The following is a 15,808-nucleotide window of genomic DNA, read 5'->3' as shown; positions in this document are numbered from 1 at the left end:
GTAAACGGGGGCTTGACCACGCCGTAACCTGTGATTGTCGAGCGCGTTGCCGCGTCGTCGGCTAACTTTCGTTTTATGTCCCTGGTTCAGGCACGTGGCGACGTGCTGCCTGCATCCACCAGTGAATTCATCGGCCGGGAAACGGAATTGGACCGGCTGGGCACGCTGCTGGACGGCGGCGCCCGCCTGATCACCCTGGTCGGCCCAGGTGGGATCGGGAAGACGCGATTAGCCGCGGAGGCGTTGCGCCGTGGCGCGCGCACCCTGCGCAGGCCGGTGTACTGGGCGCGGCTGGCCGGACTGGAGGCCGACAGCACCGCCACCGCGCAGGATGTGATGCAGTCGGCCGTGCGCGCCGACCTGGACGCACCGCCGACCCACAGCGCGCTGGTGCGCACCTTCAGCAGCGGAGACCGCTCCACCGAGCGCGCCGTGCTGGTGCTGGACAACTGCGAACACCTGCTCGGCGCGGTCGCGGCGATGATCGCCGAGTTGCTGGAAGCCGCACCGGGGCTGACCATCCTGGCCACCAGCCGCGAACCGATCGGCTGGGCCGACGAGTACATCCTGCCCGTACCGCCGCTGTCGCCGCGGCAGTCGCTCGAATTGTTCCGGCAGCGGGCCCAGCTCATCGGCCGCGCGATCCCGGACGAGCGCGAGCCGATGGACGTCGCCGCGCGGATCTGCCTGCGGGTCGACCACAATCCGCTGTTCGTCCGCCTGGCCGCGGCACGCCTGCGGCACCAGCCGCCGGCCATGGTGTTGCGCGAACTCACCGGCGACGCGGACGACAAACGCCTGTACTGGAACCACGGGGCACGGGCGGGCGCCGAGCAGCGCCACCGCGGTGTCTACGACGTGGTGGCCTGGTCCTTCGATCTGTGCAGCGCGCCGGAGCAGTTGCTGCTCGAGCGGCTGTCGGTCTTCGCCGCCGGATACGAGACCGACGACGAGTCGCTGCGCGGCGGTATCGACCTCGACGCCGCGATCGCGGTGTGCGCCGATGACACCTTGCCCGCGAGCGAGATCGAGCGCCTGCTGGAGCGGCTTACCGAGCAGTCGCTGTTGTCGGCGCATCTCACCGCCACCACGGTCAGCTGGTACCTGGTGCAGAGCGTCCGCGTGTTCGCCCGGGACCGGCTGCGCCGACGGGATCGCGGCGAGGCCGACCGGCTCGCCGCGCGGCACCGCAGGTACTTCCGGGACAAGGTGGTCGCCGGGCAGGCCATCTGGCTCGGCCCGCAGGATCAGGCATGGTTGGCGTGGGCGCGGTCGGCCTGGAACGACATGGTGCTCGCCATCGAATCCGGCTTGTCGGACCCGGCGGAGGCCGTGGTCGCGCTGGAGATCGCCACCGTTCTGCTGTCGATGAAGGTGCCGTACGTCAAGTCCGGTGCGGGCGCGCTCACCCGGTTGACCGAGCGCGCGCTGGAAGCCACCCGGGCGTCCGGACTCGGTCCCTCCGGGCTCGCCGACCTGGCCACCGCACTGCTCGGCTGGATCTCGCTGTGGCAGGGACGGACCGAGCACATCCCGCAACTGCTCGCCGATCGCGCCGCCCTCCCTCCGGGGGCGGGCCCACGGTACACCGACACGGATTTCGGTCTGCCGGCTCCGGTCGAGTGGATGTGGGGACTCGAGCTGATGCTCGTATACGGCGATCCACGCGCGATCACCGTCCTCACCCGGGCCCGCCGCAAGTTCGCCGACCAGGGCGATCGCATCGGCGCCGAACGCAGCGAGGTCTTCGCGGCGTTCTGTTCCGCCCTCGTCGGCGACCGGCGGCAGGCGTTGGAGCACACCGCGCGATTCCTGGAGCGGTCGATGTCGACCGGCTCGACGTTGTCGCTGGCCTGGGCCGAGATCGCGCGCGCGGTGGCGCTGGCCAAGCACGGGTCGGCCGCCGAGGCCCTGACGCTGACCCACGGTGTGCTCACCCGCTACCGCGGCGAGCGGGACACCTGGACGGCGAGCTGGGCGGTGGGCGCGCACATCGTCGCGCTGGCCCAGATACTCGTCGCGCGGCGGGCCGACGGGAGTGATCCCGCCGCGTGCGCCGACGTCGCGACCGAGATCGCCTACTTGATCGGTGGTTTCAAGGCGCGGCAGCGTTCGATGGGGATCTCCGTCGACCGGGTTCCGCTGATCGCCGCCGAGCTGCGCGGCGCCGCCGAACTCGCCCGCGCGGTACTCGGCGATCGGGCCTACGCCGCCGCCGAACGCCGGACGCGACTGCGCCCCGAGCTGGACGCGCTGTGGTGTCCCACCCCGACCCCGGAGCAGGGGCAGACGGCCCGGCGGCCGGACCGACCGGCCGCTTCCCGGCCCGTGTCGCGGCGGCCCGCCTCGCGCTGGAACGACCTGTCGGAGGCCGAACGCGATGTCGCCGTCTTCGCGGCGGCGGGCTGGCCCAACAGCGCCATCGCCGGCCGTCGGCGCAGTTCCATCCGGACGGTCGACGCGCAGGTCGCCGCCATCCGGCAGAAGCTCATGATCGCCTCCCGCGCCGAGATCGCGGCCCACATCCCCGACGACCTCGCCGACCGGGTCCGCTACGAATCCGAGCGGCGGCCCAGCCGTGGCCGCAGAGGGAGGTCTCCTCGCGCCCATTAGGCTGCTCGAGCGGTGGTTTTCCGGATCGGTAGGTGCGTCGGCATGTCGGAGGTGAACGGCGGCGGTGGCAACGGCCCCGCCGCGCTGGGTGAGTTCGTGGGCAGGCAGGCCGAACTGCGGCGGATCCACGCGTTGCTGGACTCGTCGAACGCCAGGCTGATCACCCTGGTCGGGCCCGGCGGCATCGGCAAGACGACGCTGGCGGTCGAAGCCGTGCGGCGGTATCGCGGCGCGGCGCGGCACACGGTGTACTGGACCCGCCTGGCCCGGCTCGCGGCAGGCGCGGAGACCGGGGCGGTCGCCGAGGAAGTGCTCTTGTCCGTCGAGAAGAACGGCATCGTGGGCCGCTCCGCGTGGGACGGCTTGCTGGAGATCTTCACCGACGACGGCACGCACCGCACGATCCTGGTGCTGGACAACTGCGAACACGTGCTGGGCGGGGTGGGCCCGCTCGTCGTCGGCCTGCTGCAGGAGGTGCCCGGCCTGACCATCGTCGCGACCAGCCGGGAGCCGATCGGCTGGATCGACGAGCATCTGGTTACCGTGCCGCCGCTGTCCAGCGTGCACGCCCTCGAACTGTTCCGGCGGCGAGCCGAGCGCACCGGACGGCCGATTCCCGAGGATCCCGGCCAACTCGCCATCGCCACCCGGATCTGCGGGCACGTCGACAACAACCCGCTGTTCATCCGCCTGGCCGCGGCGCGGCTGCTGCACCGGCCACCGGCCATCGTGCTGCGCGAGTTGTCCGGCGACACCGCCGATCGGCGCCTGCAGTGGACGCACGGAGCCAGAGGCGGCGTCGGCGAGCGGCATCGCAGCGTGCGTGACGTGATCGCCTGGTCCTACGGTCTGTGCACCGCGCCCGAGCAGTTGCTGCTGGACCGCTTGTCGGTGTTCGCCACCGGCTGCGACGCCGAGAACGACGAGACGCAGTGCGGCGGAGCCGAGGTGGACGCGATCGTCGCGGTGTGCGCGGACGCGGCGCTGCCCGCCGAGCGGATCGAGGGACTGCTCGAGCGCCTGGTCGAACGGTCGCTGCTTTCGGTCCATCTCACCGCGGCCACGGTGCGCTATTACCTGCTGGAGAGCGTCCGGGTGTTCGTGCGCGACCGACTGGCCACGCGCGGTGACCACCTGGACGAGGCGCGCTTGCTGGCCCGGCATCGGCGGCACTACCGCGATCGCGTCGCCGCCGGCCCGGCCACCTGGTACGGCCCGCGGGAGCAGGAGTGGATCGACTGGGCGCGTGCGGCCTGGGACAACATCCTCATCGCCGTCGAGACCAGCCTCGCCGACCCGGAGGAGGCCGTGGTCGGGCTGGAGACCGCCGCGACGCTGATGGCGTTGCGCGTGCCGTTCATCACCGGGTCGAACCGGGCCATCACCAGCCTGACCGAACAGGCCCTGGAAGTCACCGCACAGGTCGATCCGCCGCCGACCCGGCTGCGGATCAACGCGACCGCGCTGGTCGGCTGGATCGCCATCTGGCAGGGCAGGCACGCCTACACCGCGCAATTACTGGACGAATGTGCGGCGGAGTGCCTCGATCCGGAGCTGCGGCACCGCTGGCGGGAGATGACGGCGATCGATGCGGGCCTGCCCGCCGCGGTGGAGTTCACCTGGGGTCTGGAACTGCTGCTGATCCATCTCGACCTGCGCGCGGTCGACGTGTTGTCCAGAGCGCGCGAGAAATTCGCCGCCTTGGGCGACCGCGCCGGAGAGCAGCGCAGTGAACTGTTCGAGGCACTCACCTACGCGAACCTCGGTGACGCGGATGTCGCGCTCGCGGCCGCGCGAGAACATCTGGACCGGGCCGTCGCCTCCGACGCGGGCTGGGCGACCTCCTGGGCGGAACTGGCCTGGATGATCGCGGTCTCCCGGCACGGCGATCCACGGGAAGCGGTGAAGCTCGGGCAGTCCACCCTGGAACGCCTGCTGGTCACGGGGGACACCTGGACGGCGGGCTGGGTCGCGCATTTCATCATGATGGCGCTGACCTACCTCCTGTCCGCCCGGCTCGAGGCGGGCGACACCGGGAGCGCCGAAGCGATCGCCGCCGCCACCGAGATCGCCCATCTGCAAGGCGGGATCGCCACGCTGCACCGTTCGATGGGCATCGTCGCCGACCGGGTGACGCTGGTGGCCCGCGGCACCGCTCGAGCTGTCGCGGCGGTTACCGCGGTCATCGGCGAGCAGGCCCACGCGGCGGCGGTTCAGCGCGGCGCCCGCCTGCGTCCCGAACGCGACGAACTGCAGTTGCTGCTGCTGGGCAGGTTGCCGGTCGACCAGCTGCCCAGCCCGCGTCCGCAGACCAGGCCGACGGCCTCGCGCTGGGACGAGCTGACGCCGGCGGAACGGGAGGTCGCCGTGCTGGCCGCGGCCGGCTGGGCCAACAGCGCTATCGCCGCGCGCCGGGGTAGCTCCATCCGGACCGTCGACGCCCAGGTGGTGTCCGTGCGCCGGAAGCTGATGGCGGCCACCAGGGCCGACATCGGCCGGCACGTCCCGGACCACCTCGCGGAGCGGATCAAGCTGGAATCCGAGCGGCGGCCCGCGCGAACGCGAACACGCCCGTAGCCGTCGCGACGGCTACGGGCGTGCGGGAGCGAGGTCGGGTCAGGTCAGGGAGCCGTCGTAGCACAGGCTCGACGACCGCCAGGACCGCTGCGGCCCGGTGCCGGGGTCGAAGGACCACTGGTCGATCGAGCCGGCGGCCTTCCACCACAGGGAGCCGCGGCCGTCCGAGACCACCTGGTAGACATCCTCGGAACCCTCGATGAGCTGGCTTCCGACGCAGTAGTCGTTGTATTCCGTGCCGTACTGGCGCGCGCCGGGGCTGAACAGGCCCGCGGGGTGGGCGTAGGCGCCCGGGTTGGGGACGGTGCTGGCCTGTCGCACGGCGTTGCCGCGGTGCCAGTAGGGCGCGCCGACCGCGTCGGTTCCGCAGCTGAAGGCCCAGCCGCCCGCGACGACCGTGGTGCCCTGGCCGTAGGCGTCACCGGCCCAGAGGCAGGCAGCGCCCTGAGCCTCGGCGGTGCCCGCGCCGAGGCTCAGGCCGCCCGCCGCCACCGCTGCCGCCGCCAGCAGGGTGAGCGTCCGTGCCGTACCGCCGCGCTTGTCGTTACACGCGGTCGTCCGGCGAAGCCCGTTGATCTTAAACATGTGCTTTTCTCTTTCGTGCGCTATCCCGGCCGGAGTGGATTTCCGGGATGGTGATGCTTCAAGTAATGTGCCGCTGAGTAGCGGTATGGTCAGTCCCGGAGGACGTCACGGAAGGTCGTGGGTGCGAGTGAGCGAGCCGATCCGGCGATCACTGGCACCAGCGGGCCTGCGGGCGGCAGACGGTGTAGCCACTGCCGTCGGGGCGGCCGACGCGCGACCAGCTGGGGCTGACGGAGGTGTCGCCCGTGGGGGTGTCGGCCGGTGCGGGCCGGCTCTGGCGCTGGTGGTAGTCGCGGATGGCGTCGTCGTGCTCGTCCGCGCGGCGCGGGTCGCTGTCGCGGTGGTTGTAACCCATCGGATCGATGTGGTGCCAGCCGTTGGTGTCCCCGGTGCCGTTGCGCGGGTCGGAGGGGTTCGAGTGCGACTCGGCGCCCGCGATACCGGCGGCGCCCGCGGTGAGCATGCCGACGATCGCGGCACAGGCGAACAGTCGCCGTGCGGCGGAGTGGGTGGTGGCGGTCATCGTAAGTCTCCGTTCGGATTTCGAGCCGTGCGCGGCAGCACGGTTCGAGCGGCGGCGGTGCGGCGAACGTCGATGGTCGGGGTTGCCGCGCGAGCTGGGGGCGGGGAAGGGATCGGGGCGGCATCCGTCGCGGAGGTGTCTTCCGCGGGGCGGTGCCGGTCGGCTCGGTCCCGGTCGTCGGGATGGGAAGAGCCCGGCCTGTCGTATCCGTGGCGGCCCGGGTCTGCGGGGCGCGGTGCCGCGACGGTCGCGTCGGGCCCGGCCAGCGCTTCGACCGGTGCCGGGGTTTCCGGCGTGGCCGCTATAGCGCTCACGATCAGCGGGCGGACGAGCCAGGTCTGTGTCCGTCGCTGGTGCGGCGTGATGCCGGTCATCGTTCGCGTCCGTTCATCTCGCCACCTCGGGATCGGAGATCGGTCCGGTGTGGTCCGATCGGCGGGTCCCTATCTATCGTGCCGTTGGATAACGTCACATTAATCGACGGGTCGATGTCTTGTCGAGCACTTTCCCGCAGTTGGGAAGGATGCTCTGTGTCTTTGTGCGGTCTGCGGCCGTCACCAGCCTCGATGTCCCCGCCATAGCGGTGGCAGTGCGGCGGGAAATGCGCTGAGCTCGAGTCGTCGCGCAGGCGAGCGCGTGTGATCGGCGCAGGCGAGACCGATGCGAGAGTTCGCAGTGATACCGATTCCCGCCGACTGTGACGCAGGCTGCGCTACCGGCCGGTGCGGACTGTGGCCCGTTGGCGCGCGGTCGCGGCCGGAGGGCGGGATGCTCGAGAGGCGCGGATGACTTGTCGGCGTGACTCGTTGCTGGGCGATGACCTCGCGCTGGTGGCCCGTCGACGTACGCACGCCTCCTTCGTGGCGGCCGACATGACCGTGGAGACTTCCGGCGGCGGGAGGCCAACTGCCTCTGATGCCAGGCATGCCGCGGCGCGTTCTCCGGGCATGGCATAGCGAAAGGGCGCCCGCCGTCTGGCGGACGCCCTTTCGCTGAATGTGCCGCTACGGCCCTGTGCGAACCGCGGCGGGCGATGTGGGAAGTCTCGGTCCGTCCTTCCGACGCCGTCGTGCGCCGCGGCGAAGGTGCGGGATCGGTCTCGCGATCAGGCTTCGGTGACCGCCGCGTATGCCGGAGCCACCGGATCCTTGGCCGCGGATACCCGACTCGGCTTCGCGGCGGCGGGGTCGCGGAACGGAGCTTCGATCACCGCGCGCTCGCGCCACAGGTAGTACAGCGCCATGGCGAAGATGCTGGTGCCGATCACGTTGGCCAAGAAGTGCCACCAGATGCGGTAGGTCGCCGCGCCGGGCCCGGGATCCAGCAGACCGAAGATGGTCGACAGTCCGATCGCCTTGGTGCCGAACGCGACCGTCAGGGTGAGCGCGAGGTGCTCGAGTCCGTGGATGCCTTGCATCAGCACGCCCATGCGACCCCATTTGCGCGCCTTGCTCTCCAAGGCGTGGTGGGTCACCAGGGCGACGCCGACCAGTCCGGCGAGGAAGTGGAAATTGCCGACCAGGTGCAGGATCTCCATCCCGAGCGCCGGCTTCATGTGGTTGACCTGACCGAACCCGTTGGCCAGGCCGGTGCCCCACGGGGTCATCCAGGCGGGCGAGTTCGGATGCTGGATCCAATAGCCGACCTGTGCCACGTGCTCCTGGAAGTGACCGATCTGGGCGACCACGCCCAGTGCGATCACGCCGAGCGCGGTGCGGAACATCCATGGGCGCAGGGGTTTACGCAACGCGACGACGAGCACGCCGACCGCCGCCCACATGACGACCATCCAGGCCACCATCAAGATCGCACCTAGGATTTCCATCCCGGTCGCTCCGGCTGTGTGGTTCATGGGGAACCGCCCTTCTGCGCGCCCTCCGGCAACGGCGACGGATGGGGGAGTTGCTACCGAAACGCGTCGAACGCGTTATCCGCAAGATACAAGGTGGCGGCTCGTTCTGTCCGAGATTTCCGAATGCCCTGGCTGTATTCACAATTGGGTGCGCGTCATACCCGGAAGGCATCAAGCGTGGTCAGGACGGTCGCAAGAAGCCCTCGACGATGCGGCGGGCGCGGTCGGCGGCATCCGGATCGCCGATCCGCAGTGCGATATTGGTCGCGCACAGCACCGCATCGATCTGGAATGCGGTCAGATCGGCATCCAGCTCGCCGATCTCACCGGCGGACGCCGCCGCGCGCAGTTCGCGCGCCAGCAGCCGCACCCACGTCCGCTGATCGCGGATGAGGGCGTCGCGAACCGGTCCCGGCTTGCTGTCGTGCTCGGCCATGGTCGCGACCCGGAAGCAGCCGCCCGCGAACAGCGGCGTCGTGGCGTAGACGATCCAGTGGTCCACCAAGGCGCGCAGGCGTGCGACGCCGCGCGGCGCGGAGCCGGCCGGTTCGACCACCGCTTCCACGAACCGGTCGCGCGCGTAGTCGACCGCGGCCAGCTGCAGCGCTTCCTTCGTGCGGAACAGGGTCTGGATGCCCGCCTTGCTCAGCCCCGTGTCGGTGGCGAGCCTGCCGAAGCTCAGGCCTTCCAATCCGTCCAGTGAGGCGATGTCGACCGCCTGGCGCAGCACGGTGGCGCGCGTTCGCGCACCACGCAGCAGACGCTTGTCGGTGATCTCGGCGATCTGCGGGCCACTTTCCATACGGTCGATCGTACGGGCGTCGCCGCGGTCGCAGGCTCACGTCCGTTGGTACGGCCACCTCCAGTCGGCGACCTCCGGGATGTCCGCGCCGTGTTCCCTGGTCCACGCCCGGGCCGTCCACCGCGCGTCGACCATCTCCTGTCGCAGGCCCGCGGCCCGCTCGCGCAGGGTCGGCACCCGATCGATCACGTCCATCACCAGGTGGTACCGGTCCAGGTCGTTGAGCATCACCATGTCGAACGGCGTGGTCGTCGTACCGCGCTCCTTATAGCCGCGGACGTGCAGTTCGCCATGGTTGGTGCGCCGATAGGTCAGCCGGTGGATCAGCCACGGGTACCCGTGGAAGGCGAAGATCACCGGCCGGTCCCGGGTGAACAGCGTGTCGAACTCGCTGTCGGACAAGCCGTGCGGATGCTCGTCCGGGTGTTGCAGACGCATCAGGTCCACCACGTTGATCACCCGGACGCGCAGATCGGGCAGCCGTTCGCGCAGGATCGCGGCCGCGGCGAGGGTCTCCAGCGTCGGCACGTCGCCCGCACAGGCGAGCACCACGTCCGGCGTCGTGCCGGTCTCGTCTCCGTGGCCGGCCCACGGCCAGATGCCGATGCCGCGCGCGCAGTGCTCGGCGGCCTCGGACACCGACAGCCAGTCGGCCTGGGGCTGCTTGCCCGCGACCACCACGTTGACGTAGTGCCGGGAGCGCAGGCAGTGATCGTAGGTGGACAGCAGGGTGTTGGCGTCCGGCGGCAGGTACACCCGCACGATCGAGGCCTTCTTGTTCAGCACCACGTCCAGGAAGCCGGGATCCTGGTGGGTGAAGCCGTTGTGGTCCTGCCGCCAGACGTGCGAGGACAGCAGGTAGTTGAGGCTGGGAACCGGGCGCCGCCACGGCACCGCCGCACTGGCGTCGAGCCATTTGGCGTGCTGGTTGAACATGGCGTCGACGATGTGGATGAACGCTTCGTAACAGGTGAACACACCGTGCCTGCCGGTCAGCAGATAGCCCTCCAGCAACCCTTGGCACATGTGTTCGGAGAGCACTTCGATCACGCGGCCGCCACGGTCGAGCTTCTGGTCGCGGGGATCGATCTCGGCCTGCCAGTTGCGGCCGGTGACCTCCAGGATGTCCTGCAACCGGTTGCTGGCCAGTTCGTCGGGCGCGAAGGTGAGGAAGTTGTCCGGATTGAGTGCGGTGACCTCCCGCAGCCAGCCGCCGAGCACCCTGGTGGCCTCGTGGTCGGTCGCGCCGGGAGCGGGCACCTCGACGCCGAACTCCCGCCAATCCGGCAGGCGCAGGTCGCGCAGCAGCGCACCGCCGTTGGCGACCGGGTTGGCGCTCATCCGCCGATCGCCGCCGGGTACCTGAGCGAGCAGTTCCGGCACCGGCTTGCCGCTGTCGTCGAACAACTCCTCCGGACGGTAGGAGCGCAGCCACTGTTCCAGCACCGCACGGTGGCCGGCATCGGTGCGGGCGCCGGGCAACGGGACCTGGTGCGCGCGGAAGGTGCCCTCCACCTGGTCGCCGTCCACCATCGGCGGGCAGGTCCAGCCTTTCGGCGTACGCAACACGATCATCGGCCAGGTGGGCCGCGTCCCATCGGCGCCGTCGCGTGCGGCGCGCTGGATTCGATCGATGCGTTCCATACTCGTATCCACCGCCGCGGCCATCGCCTGGTGGACCGCAGCGGGGTCGTCGCCCGCGACGACGATCGGCTCGTAGCCGTATCCGCGCAGCAGGGCCAGCAGCTCGGATTCCGGGATGCGCGCGAGGAGGGTCGGATTGGCGATCTTGTACTCGTTCAGCGCCAGGATCGGCAGCACCGCGCCGTCGCGCGCCGGATTGAGGAACTTGTTCGCATGCCAGCTCGTCGCCAGCGGCCCGGTCTCCGCCTCGCCGTCGCCGACCACGCAGAACACGGTGAGATCGGGATTGTCCAACGCGGCGCCGAACGCGTGCAGCAGCGAATACCCCAGTTCGCCGCCCTCGTGGAAGGAGCCGGGCGTCTCCGGTGCGCAGTGACTCGGCACCCCGCCGGGGAAGGAGAACTGGTGGAACAGCGCGCCCATGCCCGCGGCGTCCTGCGGGATGTGGCTGTAGCACTCGGAGTAGGTGCCCTCCAGCCAGGCGCACGCGTTCGGGCCGGGACCGCCGTGTCCGGGGCCCGCGACGAAGACAGCGCTCAGGCCACGTTGCCGGATCGCGCGATTGGCGTGCGCCCAGACCAGATTCAAGCCGGGCACCGTGCCGAAGTGCCCGAGCAGCCTCGGCTTGACGTGCTCCGCGCGCAGCGGTTCACGCAGCAGCGGATTGCCCACCAGGTAGATCTGGCCGACCGCGAGATAGTTGGCCGCCCGCCACCACGCGTCGATCGAGTTCATTTCGTCGCGTTCCAACGGGCCCGGTACGTCCGCCAAGCGGTAGGGACGCGGGGCGACGGTTCGTCCGCCGGTGCTGCCGACGTTGTCCGCCGAAGTATCGCCACCTGCACTTGCCATGTGGGTCATGCGCTGACTCTCCTCACGTTCGGGGCATCGGGGACCGCGGCGCCACGAGGGGACCACCGTCCCGGTCCTGCGACGGTCGCCGATCGGAATCGACAACGCCGGATGGAGAATTCACCGTCAGCCTAGCCGTCGCGGGCTCGGTGCGGCGGCCCGTGCGTGTCGCGGGAAGCTCGCGCCACCCGATGCCCGTTCGTGGTCTAGGGTCCGCGGCATGCACATTCTCGGAAGGATCCTCGGTATCGGCGCCCTCGCCGCGACGACCATCGCGCTGGCGGCTTGCGGCTCGGACGACGAGCCGTCCCCCGTGACCGTCTCGCCGACGAAGACCACCGCGGCGGCCGGGGCTTCCGCGCAGCGCCCGGCCACGCAGAGCAAAGGCCGGGAGTGCACCGCCGAGGACATCACCGTCAGCGGCGAGTTCGGCGCCGCGCCGAAGATCACCGTTCCCGACAACTGTGATCCGCCCAAGCAGCTGATCGTCAAGGACTTGAAGGAGGGCAGCGGGCCCGGCGCCGCGCCGGGGCAGGCGCTGACCATGAACTACGCGCTGGTCACCTGGTCGGACAAGAAGACGCTGGACAGCTCGTTCGACCGCGGTAAGCCGTTCCAGCTCACGCTGGGCGCGGGCCAGGTCATCGACGGCTGGGACCAGGGACTCGTCGGCGTCCGGGAGGGTGCACGGCGGTTGCTGATCGTGCCGCCGGAGCTGGGCTACGGCGCGGGCGGGCGCGGGATCGCGCCGTACGAGACGCTGGTCTTCGTCACCGACGCGGTGTCGGTGGGGAAGTAGCGCGGCCGCCGAGCCACCGCCGGGTGCAGGCCCGCTCGGCCGGTCAATTAACCTGGTCGGGATGCGTGGCGTACGCCGCACCCCTCGTCGTCTCGGCCGAGGCCGGGACTCCGGTTCGGATCGGCGCCGGTGGGGGAGTGCGGCAGCCGGCGTAGGGCCGCCGCGCCCGCCGTTTCCGACCCCGGAGCGCCGGCGGCGTGGCACCGCACACAGAACGTCAACCAGTACGAACAACGAACAAGGAGCATGTCCGTGAAGAGCACCGTCGAGCAGCTGAGCCCGACCCGGGTCCGGATCAATGTCGAGGTGCCCTTCGAGGAGTTGAAGCCGGATTTCGACCGCGCGTACAAGGCACTGGCCAAGCAGGTCCGCATCCCCGGCTTCCGTCCCGGTAAGGCGCCGGCGAAGCTGCTCGAGGCCCGCCTCGGCCGTGGCGCGATCCTGGAGCAGGTCGTCAACGACGCGCTGCCCGGCCGCTACAGCGAGGCCGTCACCACCTCCGAGGTGAAGGTCATCGGTCAGCCCGAGATCGAGATCACCAAGATCGAGGACGGCCAGGAGCTCGCCTTCACCGCCGAGGTCGACGTGCGTCCGGAGATCACCCTGCCGGACTACTCGAGCATCGCGGTCACCGTCGACGCGTTCACCGTCGGCGACGAGGACATCGAGGAGCAGTTGCAGTCGCTGCGCCAGCGCTTCGGCACCCTGACCGGGGTCGAGCGTCCGGTGCAGAACGGCGACTTCGTGTCCATCGACCTCTCGGCGACCGTGGACGGCCAGGAGGTGGCCGAGGCCGCCACGACCGGCCTGTCCCACGAGGTCGGCTCCGGTCAGCTCATCGAGGGCCTGGACGAGGCGCTGGTCGGCTTGTCGGCCGGCGAGTCGAAGGAGTTCACCTCGACGCTGGTCGCGGGCGAACACGCGGGCAAGGAGGCGGTCATCACCGTGACGGTGCAGAGCGTCAAGGAGCGCGAGCTGCCCGAGGCCGACGACGAGTTCGCCCAGCTGGCCAGCGAATTCGACACGCTGGAGGAGCTGAAGGCCGACCTGCGCAGCCGCGTCGAGCGGGTCAAGAAGGTGCAGCAGGCGGGCGAGATCCGCGACAAGGTGCTGGAGACCCTGCTCGAGCAGGTCGAGGTGCCGCTGCCCGACGCCGTGGTGCAGGCCGAGATCGACGCCGTGACCCACGACGCGGTGCACGGCTTCGACCACGACGAGGCCAAGTTCGCCGAGGCGCTCGAGGCGCAGGGCAGCACCCGCGAGGAGTTCGACGCCGACACCAAGCAGTCCGCCGAGAAGTCGGTCAAGACTCAGCTGCTGCTGGACGCGATCGCCGAGGCGGAGGGCACCCAGGTCGGTCAGGAGGAGCTCACCGAGCGGATCCTGTTCCAGTCGCAGCGCTACGGCCTGTCCCCGGAGCAGTTCATCCAGCAGGTGCAGCAGGCGGGCCAGCTCGGCGCGATCTTCGCGGACGTGCGGCGCGGCAAGGCGCTCGCGGGCGTGGTCGGCCAGGTGACCGTCACCGACTCCGCGGGCAACCCGGTGGACACCGCCGAAATGTTCGGCGCGCCCGCCGATTCGGCGGACGAGGACCAGGCCGGTGAGACGGCCGCGGCGGACGCCGAATAATTTCATGGAATGTCGGTGTGATCGTCGCCCGCGAGGTGCGCTGATTGCGCTGTGAGCGAAGAAAGGGCGGTACCGGGAGTTCGGTGCCGCCCTGCTTCGTTAATGTTTGTGACGGCAAGTTGGATGGCCCTGTCCGACCGGGTGCGGCATATCCAACCAGTGATGGCTATGTGGCAATGGGCAACGAGCCGGCGAGAGAAGGCAGGTATCCGTGACAATCAACCAGGCAGGGGTCATGACAACCGCGACTGCTGGTCTCAACCTCAGTGATTCGGTGTACGAGCGCCTGCTGCGTGAGCGCATCATCTTCCTGGGCACGCAGGTCGACGACGACATCGCGAACAAGCTGTGCGCGCAGATCCTGCTGCTGTCGGCGGAGGATCCCACCAAGGACATCTCGCTCTACATCAACTCGCCGGGCGGCTCGGTGACCGCGGGCATGGCCATCTACGACACGATGCAGTTCGCCGAGTGCGACATCGCCACCTACGGCATGGGCCTGGCCGCGTCCATGGGGCAGTTCCTGCTCACCGCGGGCACCAAGGGCAAGCGTTACGCGCTGCCGCACGCGCGCATCATGATGCACCAGCCCTCCGCGGGGATCGGCGGCTCGGCGGCCGACATCGCGATCATGGCCGAGCAGTTCGCGCACACCAAGCGCGAGCTGAACGAGCTGCAGGCGCTGCACACCGGCAAGTCGGTCGAGCAGGTCACCGCCGACGCCGACCGCGACCGCTGGTTCACCGCGTCCGAAGCCCTGGAGTACGGCTTCATCGACCACGTGATCAGCCACGCGAATCAGGCCAACGGCGCCAAGAAGTAACGCACCGGATCACCCCACAGGCCCCCGGACACCTCGAACGTCCGGCCGCCGCACCGACTTTGGAGACTCAGATGGCCAATTCGATCGACCCGCGCGCCGGCCTGTCCGGCATCGCACCGCAGAGCCCGCAGGCGCGCTACATCCTGCCGTCGTTCATCGAGCACTCGAGCTTCGGCGTCAAGGAGTCCAACCCGTACAACAAGCTGTTCGAGGAGCGCATCATCTTCCTCGGCGTGCAGGTGGACGACGCCTCGGCGAACGACATCATGGCGCAGCTGCTGGTGCTGGAGTCGCTCGACCCCGACCGCGACATCACCATGTACATCAACTCGCCGGGTGGCTCGTTCACCTCGCTGATGGCCATCTACGACACCATGCAGTACGTGCGCGCCGACGTCGCCACGGTCTGCCTGGGCCAGGCCGCCTCGGCCGCGGCCGTGCTGCTGGCCGCGGGCACTCCCGGCAAGCGCGCCTGCCTGCCCAACGCCCGCGTGCTGATCCACCAGCCGTCGCTGGAGGGTGGTATCCAGGGGCAGGTGTCGGACCTGGAGATCCAGGCCGCCGAGATCGAGCGCATGCGTCGCCTGATGGAGACCACCCTCGCGCGGCACACCGGCAAGGATGCCGACACCATCCGCAAGGACACCGACCGTGACAAGATCCTGACGGCCGAGGAGGCCAAGGAGTACGGGATCATCGACACGGTGTTCGACTACCGCAAGCTGAGCGCGCAGAAATAAGGCGCCGATCGTCGTTTCCGGCCGGGCCGGGACGGCGGTGCGAATTGCCGATCCCGGCGGCGATTCGCTCGAATTCGCTCTATCACAGGGAATTCCGGCCGGGAAGTATGCAATGGGGCATGCCGCCCGGCCGGACCGCTTACGCGCCGCCGTGGGTTCGAGAATCTGTTCGAACCCCGGCGCGGCGCGCCGGGCGGTCCGGAGGTGTCGATTGTCCGATCCGGCGAGCGCTTCGTCTTTCGGCGTCGTGACGACTCGCACAACCCGCGCGAGAAACATGCGCGAGTTGTCGACCTCCATCCCGAACACCGGGTACGGTCGACCTAGGGACCTTTGCTCCCGGTTGACAGCACTGCCCACCGGCCACGA

11 protein-coding genes are annotated in these 15,808 nt (G+C 69.8%); 6 read left to right on the top strand and 5 right to left on the bottom strand.

Annotation, left to right across the window (positions count from 1 at the left end; genetic code table 11):
• Window positions 1-75 precede the first annotated feature (75 nt).
• A complete protein-coding gene (locus QMG86_RS24255; RefSeq protein ID WP_281874973.1) occupies window positions 76-2,613 on the top strand; it encodes an ATP-binding protein in 2,538 nt (845 codons plus the stop codon).
• A gap of 42 nt (window positions 2,614-2,655) precedes the next feature.
• Window positions 2,656-5,190, top strand: a complete 2,535-nt coding sequence (locus QMG86_RS24250) for an ATP-binding protein (protein WP_281874972.1) — start codon at window positions 2,656-2,658, stop codon at window positions 5,188-5,190.
• 39 nt (window positions 5,191-5,229) lie between these two features.
• Here QMG86_RS24250 and QMG86_RS24245 read toward each other — a convergent pair whose 3' ends face one another.
• The 5 genes from QMG86_RS24245 to QMG86_RS24225 form a co-directional block, all read right to left on the bottom strand.
• Window positions 5,230-5,775 (bottom strand): hypothetical protein, encoded by a 546-nt coding sequence (locus QMG86_RS24245; RefSeq protein WP_281874971.1) that lies wholly within the window; start codon window positions 5,773-5,775, stop codon window positions 5,230-5,232.
• Between the two features lie 148 nt (window positions 5,776-5,923).
• Window positions 5,924-6,298 (bottom strand): hypothetical protein, encoded by a 375-nt coding sequence (locus QMG86_RS24240; RefSeq protein WP_281874970.1) that lies wholly within the window; start codon window positions 6,296-6,298, stop codon window positions 5,924-5,926.
• Window positions 6,299-7,403: 1,105 nt separating this feature from the next.
• Window positions 7,404-8,099, bottom strand: a complete 696-nt coding sequence (locus QMG86_RS24235; RefSeq protein WP_281874969.1) for a DUF6008 family protein — start codon at window positions 8,097-8,099, stop codon at window positions 7,404-7,406.
• Window positions 8,100-8,331: 232 nt separating this feature from the next.
• Window positions 8,332-8,952: a TetR/AcrR family transcriptional regulator gene (locus QMG86_RS24230; protein WP_281874968.1), complete on the bottom strand. Its 621-nt coding sequence runs from the start codon at window positions 8,950-8,952 to the stop codon at window positions 8,332-8,334.
• Window positions 8,953-8,988: 36 nt separating this feature from the next.
• Window positions 8,989-11,457, bottom strand: coding sequence for a phosphoketolase family protein (locus QMG86_RS24225; RefSeq protein ID WP_281874967.1), 2,469 nt, complete (start codon window positions 11,455-11,457; stop codon window positions 8,989-8,991).
• A 211-nt stretch (window positions 11,458-11,668) separates the two neighbouring features.
• On the opposite strand from QMG86_RS24225, the gene QMG86_RS24220 reads away from it, so the two are divergent.
• From QMG86_RS24220 to QMG86_RS24205, 4 genes are all read left to right on the top strand, one after another.
• Complete coding sequence (locus tag QMG86_RS24220; RefSeq protein ID WP_281874966.1) at window positions 11,669-12,247, top strand: FKBP-type peptidyl-prolyl cis-trans isomerase; 579 nt, start codon at window positions 11,669-11,671, stop codon at window positions 12,245-12,247.
• 252 nt (window positions 12,248-12,499) lie between these two features.
• Entirely contained in the window at window positions 12,500-13,876 is a 1,377-nt protein-coding gene (gene tig, locus QMG86_RS24215; RefSeq protein WP_350356346.1) for a trigger factor, read from the top strand.
• Between the two features lie 235 nt (window positions 13,877-14,111).
• Complete coding sequence (locus QMG86_RS24210; RefSeq protein ID WP_039796608.1) at window positions 14,112-14,699, top strand: ATP-dependent Clp protease proteolytic subunit; 588 nt, start codon at window positions 14,112-14,114, stop codon at window positions 14,697-14,699.
• A 71-nt stretch (window positions 14,700-14,770) separates the two neighbouring features.
• The gene (locus tag QMG86_RS24205) at window positions 14,771-15,439 is read left to right on the top strand and encodes an ATP-dependent Clp protease proteolytic subunit (protein ID WP_043721507.1); all 669 of its coding nucleotides are present in this window, start codon (window positions 14,771-14,773) and stop codon (window positions 15,437-15,439) included.
• Window positions 15,440-15,808: the final 369 nt, after the last annotated feature.

Source organism: Nocardia sputorum, assembly GCF_027924405.1.
Classification (GTDB): domain Bacteria; phylum Actinomycetota; class Actinomycetes; order Mycobacteriales; family Mycobacteriaceae; genus Nocardia; species Nocardia sputorum.
Note: the sequence above shows the minus strand (reverse complement) of the source record. Positions and strands in the feature narration are given on the sequence as shown.

What these genes read in the sequence shown, in the direction of transcription:
- QMG86_RS24235 (WP_281874969.1), bottom strand. Translation starts at nt 8,099, where the DNA reads ATGGTGGCCTGGATGGTCGTCATGTGGGCGGCGGTCGGCGTGCTCGTC.
- QMG86_RS24220 (WP_281874966.1), top strand. Translation starts at nt 11,669, where the DNA reads ATGCACATTCTCGGAAGGATCCTCGGTATCGGCGCCCTCGCCGCGACG.
- QMG86_RS24240 (WP_281874970.1), bottom strand. Translation starts at nt 6,298, where the DNA reads ATGACCGCCACCACCCACTCCGCCGCACGGCGACTGTTCGCCTGTGCC.
- QMG86_RS24255 (WP_281874973.1), top strand. Translation starts at nt 76, where the DNA reads ATGTCCCTGGTTCAGGCACGTGGCGACGTGCTGCCTGCATCCACCAGT.
- QMG86_RS24245 (WP_281874971.1), bottom strand. Translation starts at nt 5,775, where the DNA reads ATGTTTAAGATCAACGGGCTTCGCCGGACGACCGCGTGTAACGACAAG.
- QMG86_RS24225 (WP_281874967.1), bottom strand. Translation starts at nt 11,457, where the DNA reads ATGACCCACATGGCAAGTGCAGGTGGCGATACTTCGGCGGACAACGTC.
- QMG86_RS24210 (WP_039796608.1), top strand. Translation starts at nt 14,112, where the DNA reads ATGACAACCGCGACTGCTGGTCTCAACCTCAGTGATTCGGTGTACGAG.
- QMG86_RS24230 (WP_281874968.1), bottom strand. Translation starts at nt 8,952, where the DNA reads ATGGAAAGTGGCCCGCAGATCGCCGAGATCACCGACAAGCGTCTGCTG.
- QMG86_RS24205 (WP_043721507.1), top strand. Translation starts at nt 14,771, where the DNA reads ATGGCCAATTCGATCGACCCGCGCGCCGGCCTGTCCGGCATCGCACCG.
- QMG86_RS24250 (WP_281874972.1), top strand. Translation starts at nt 2,656, where the DNA reads ATGTCGGAGGTGAACGGCGGCGGTGGCAACGGCCCCGCCGCGCTGGGT.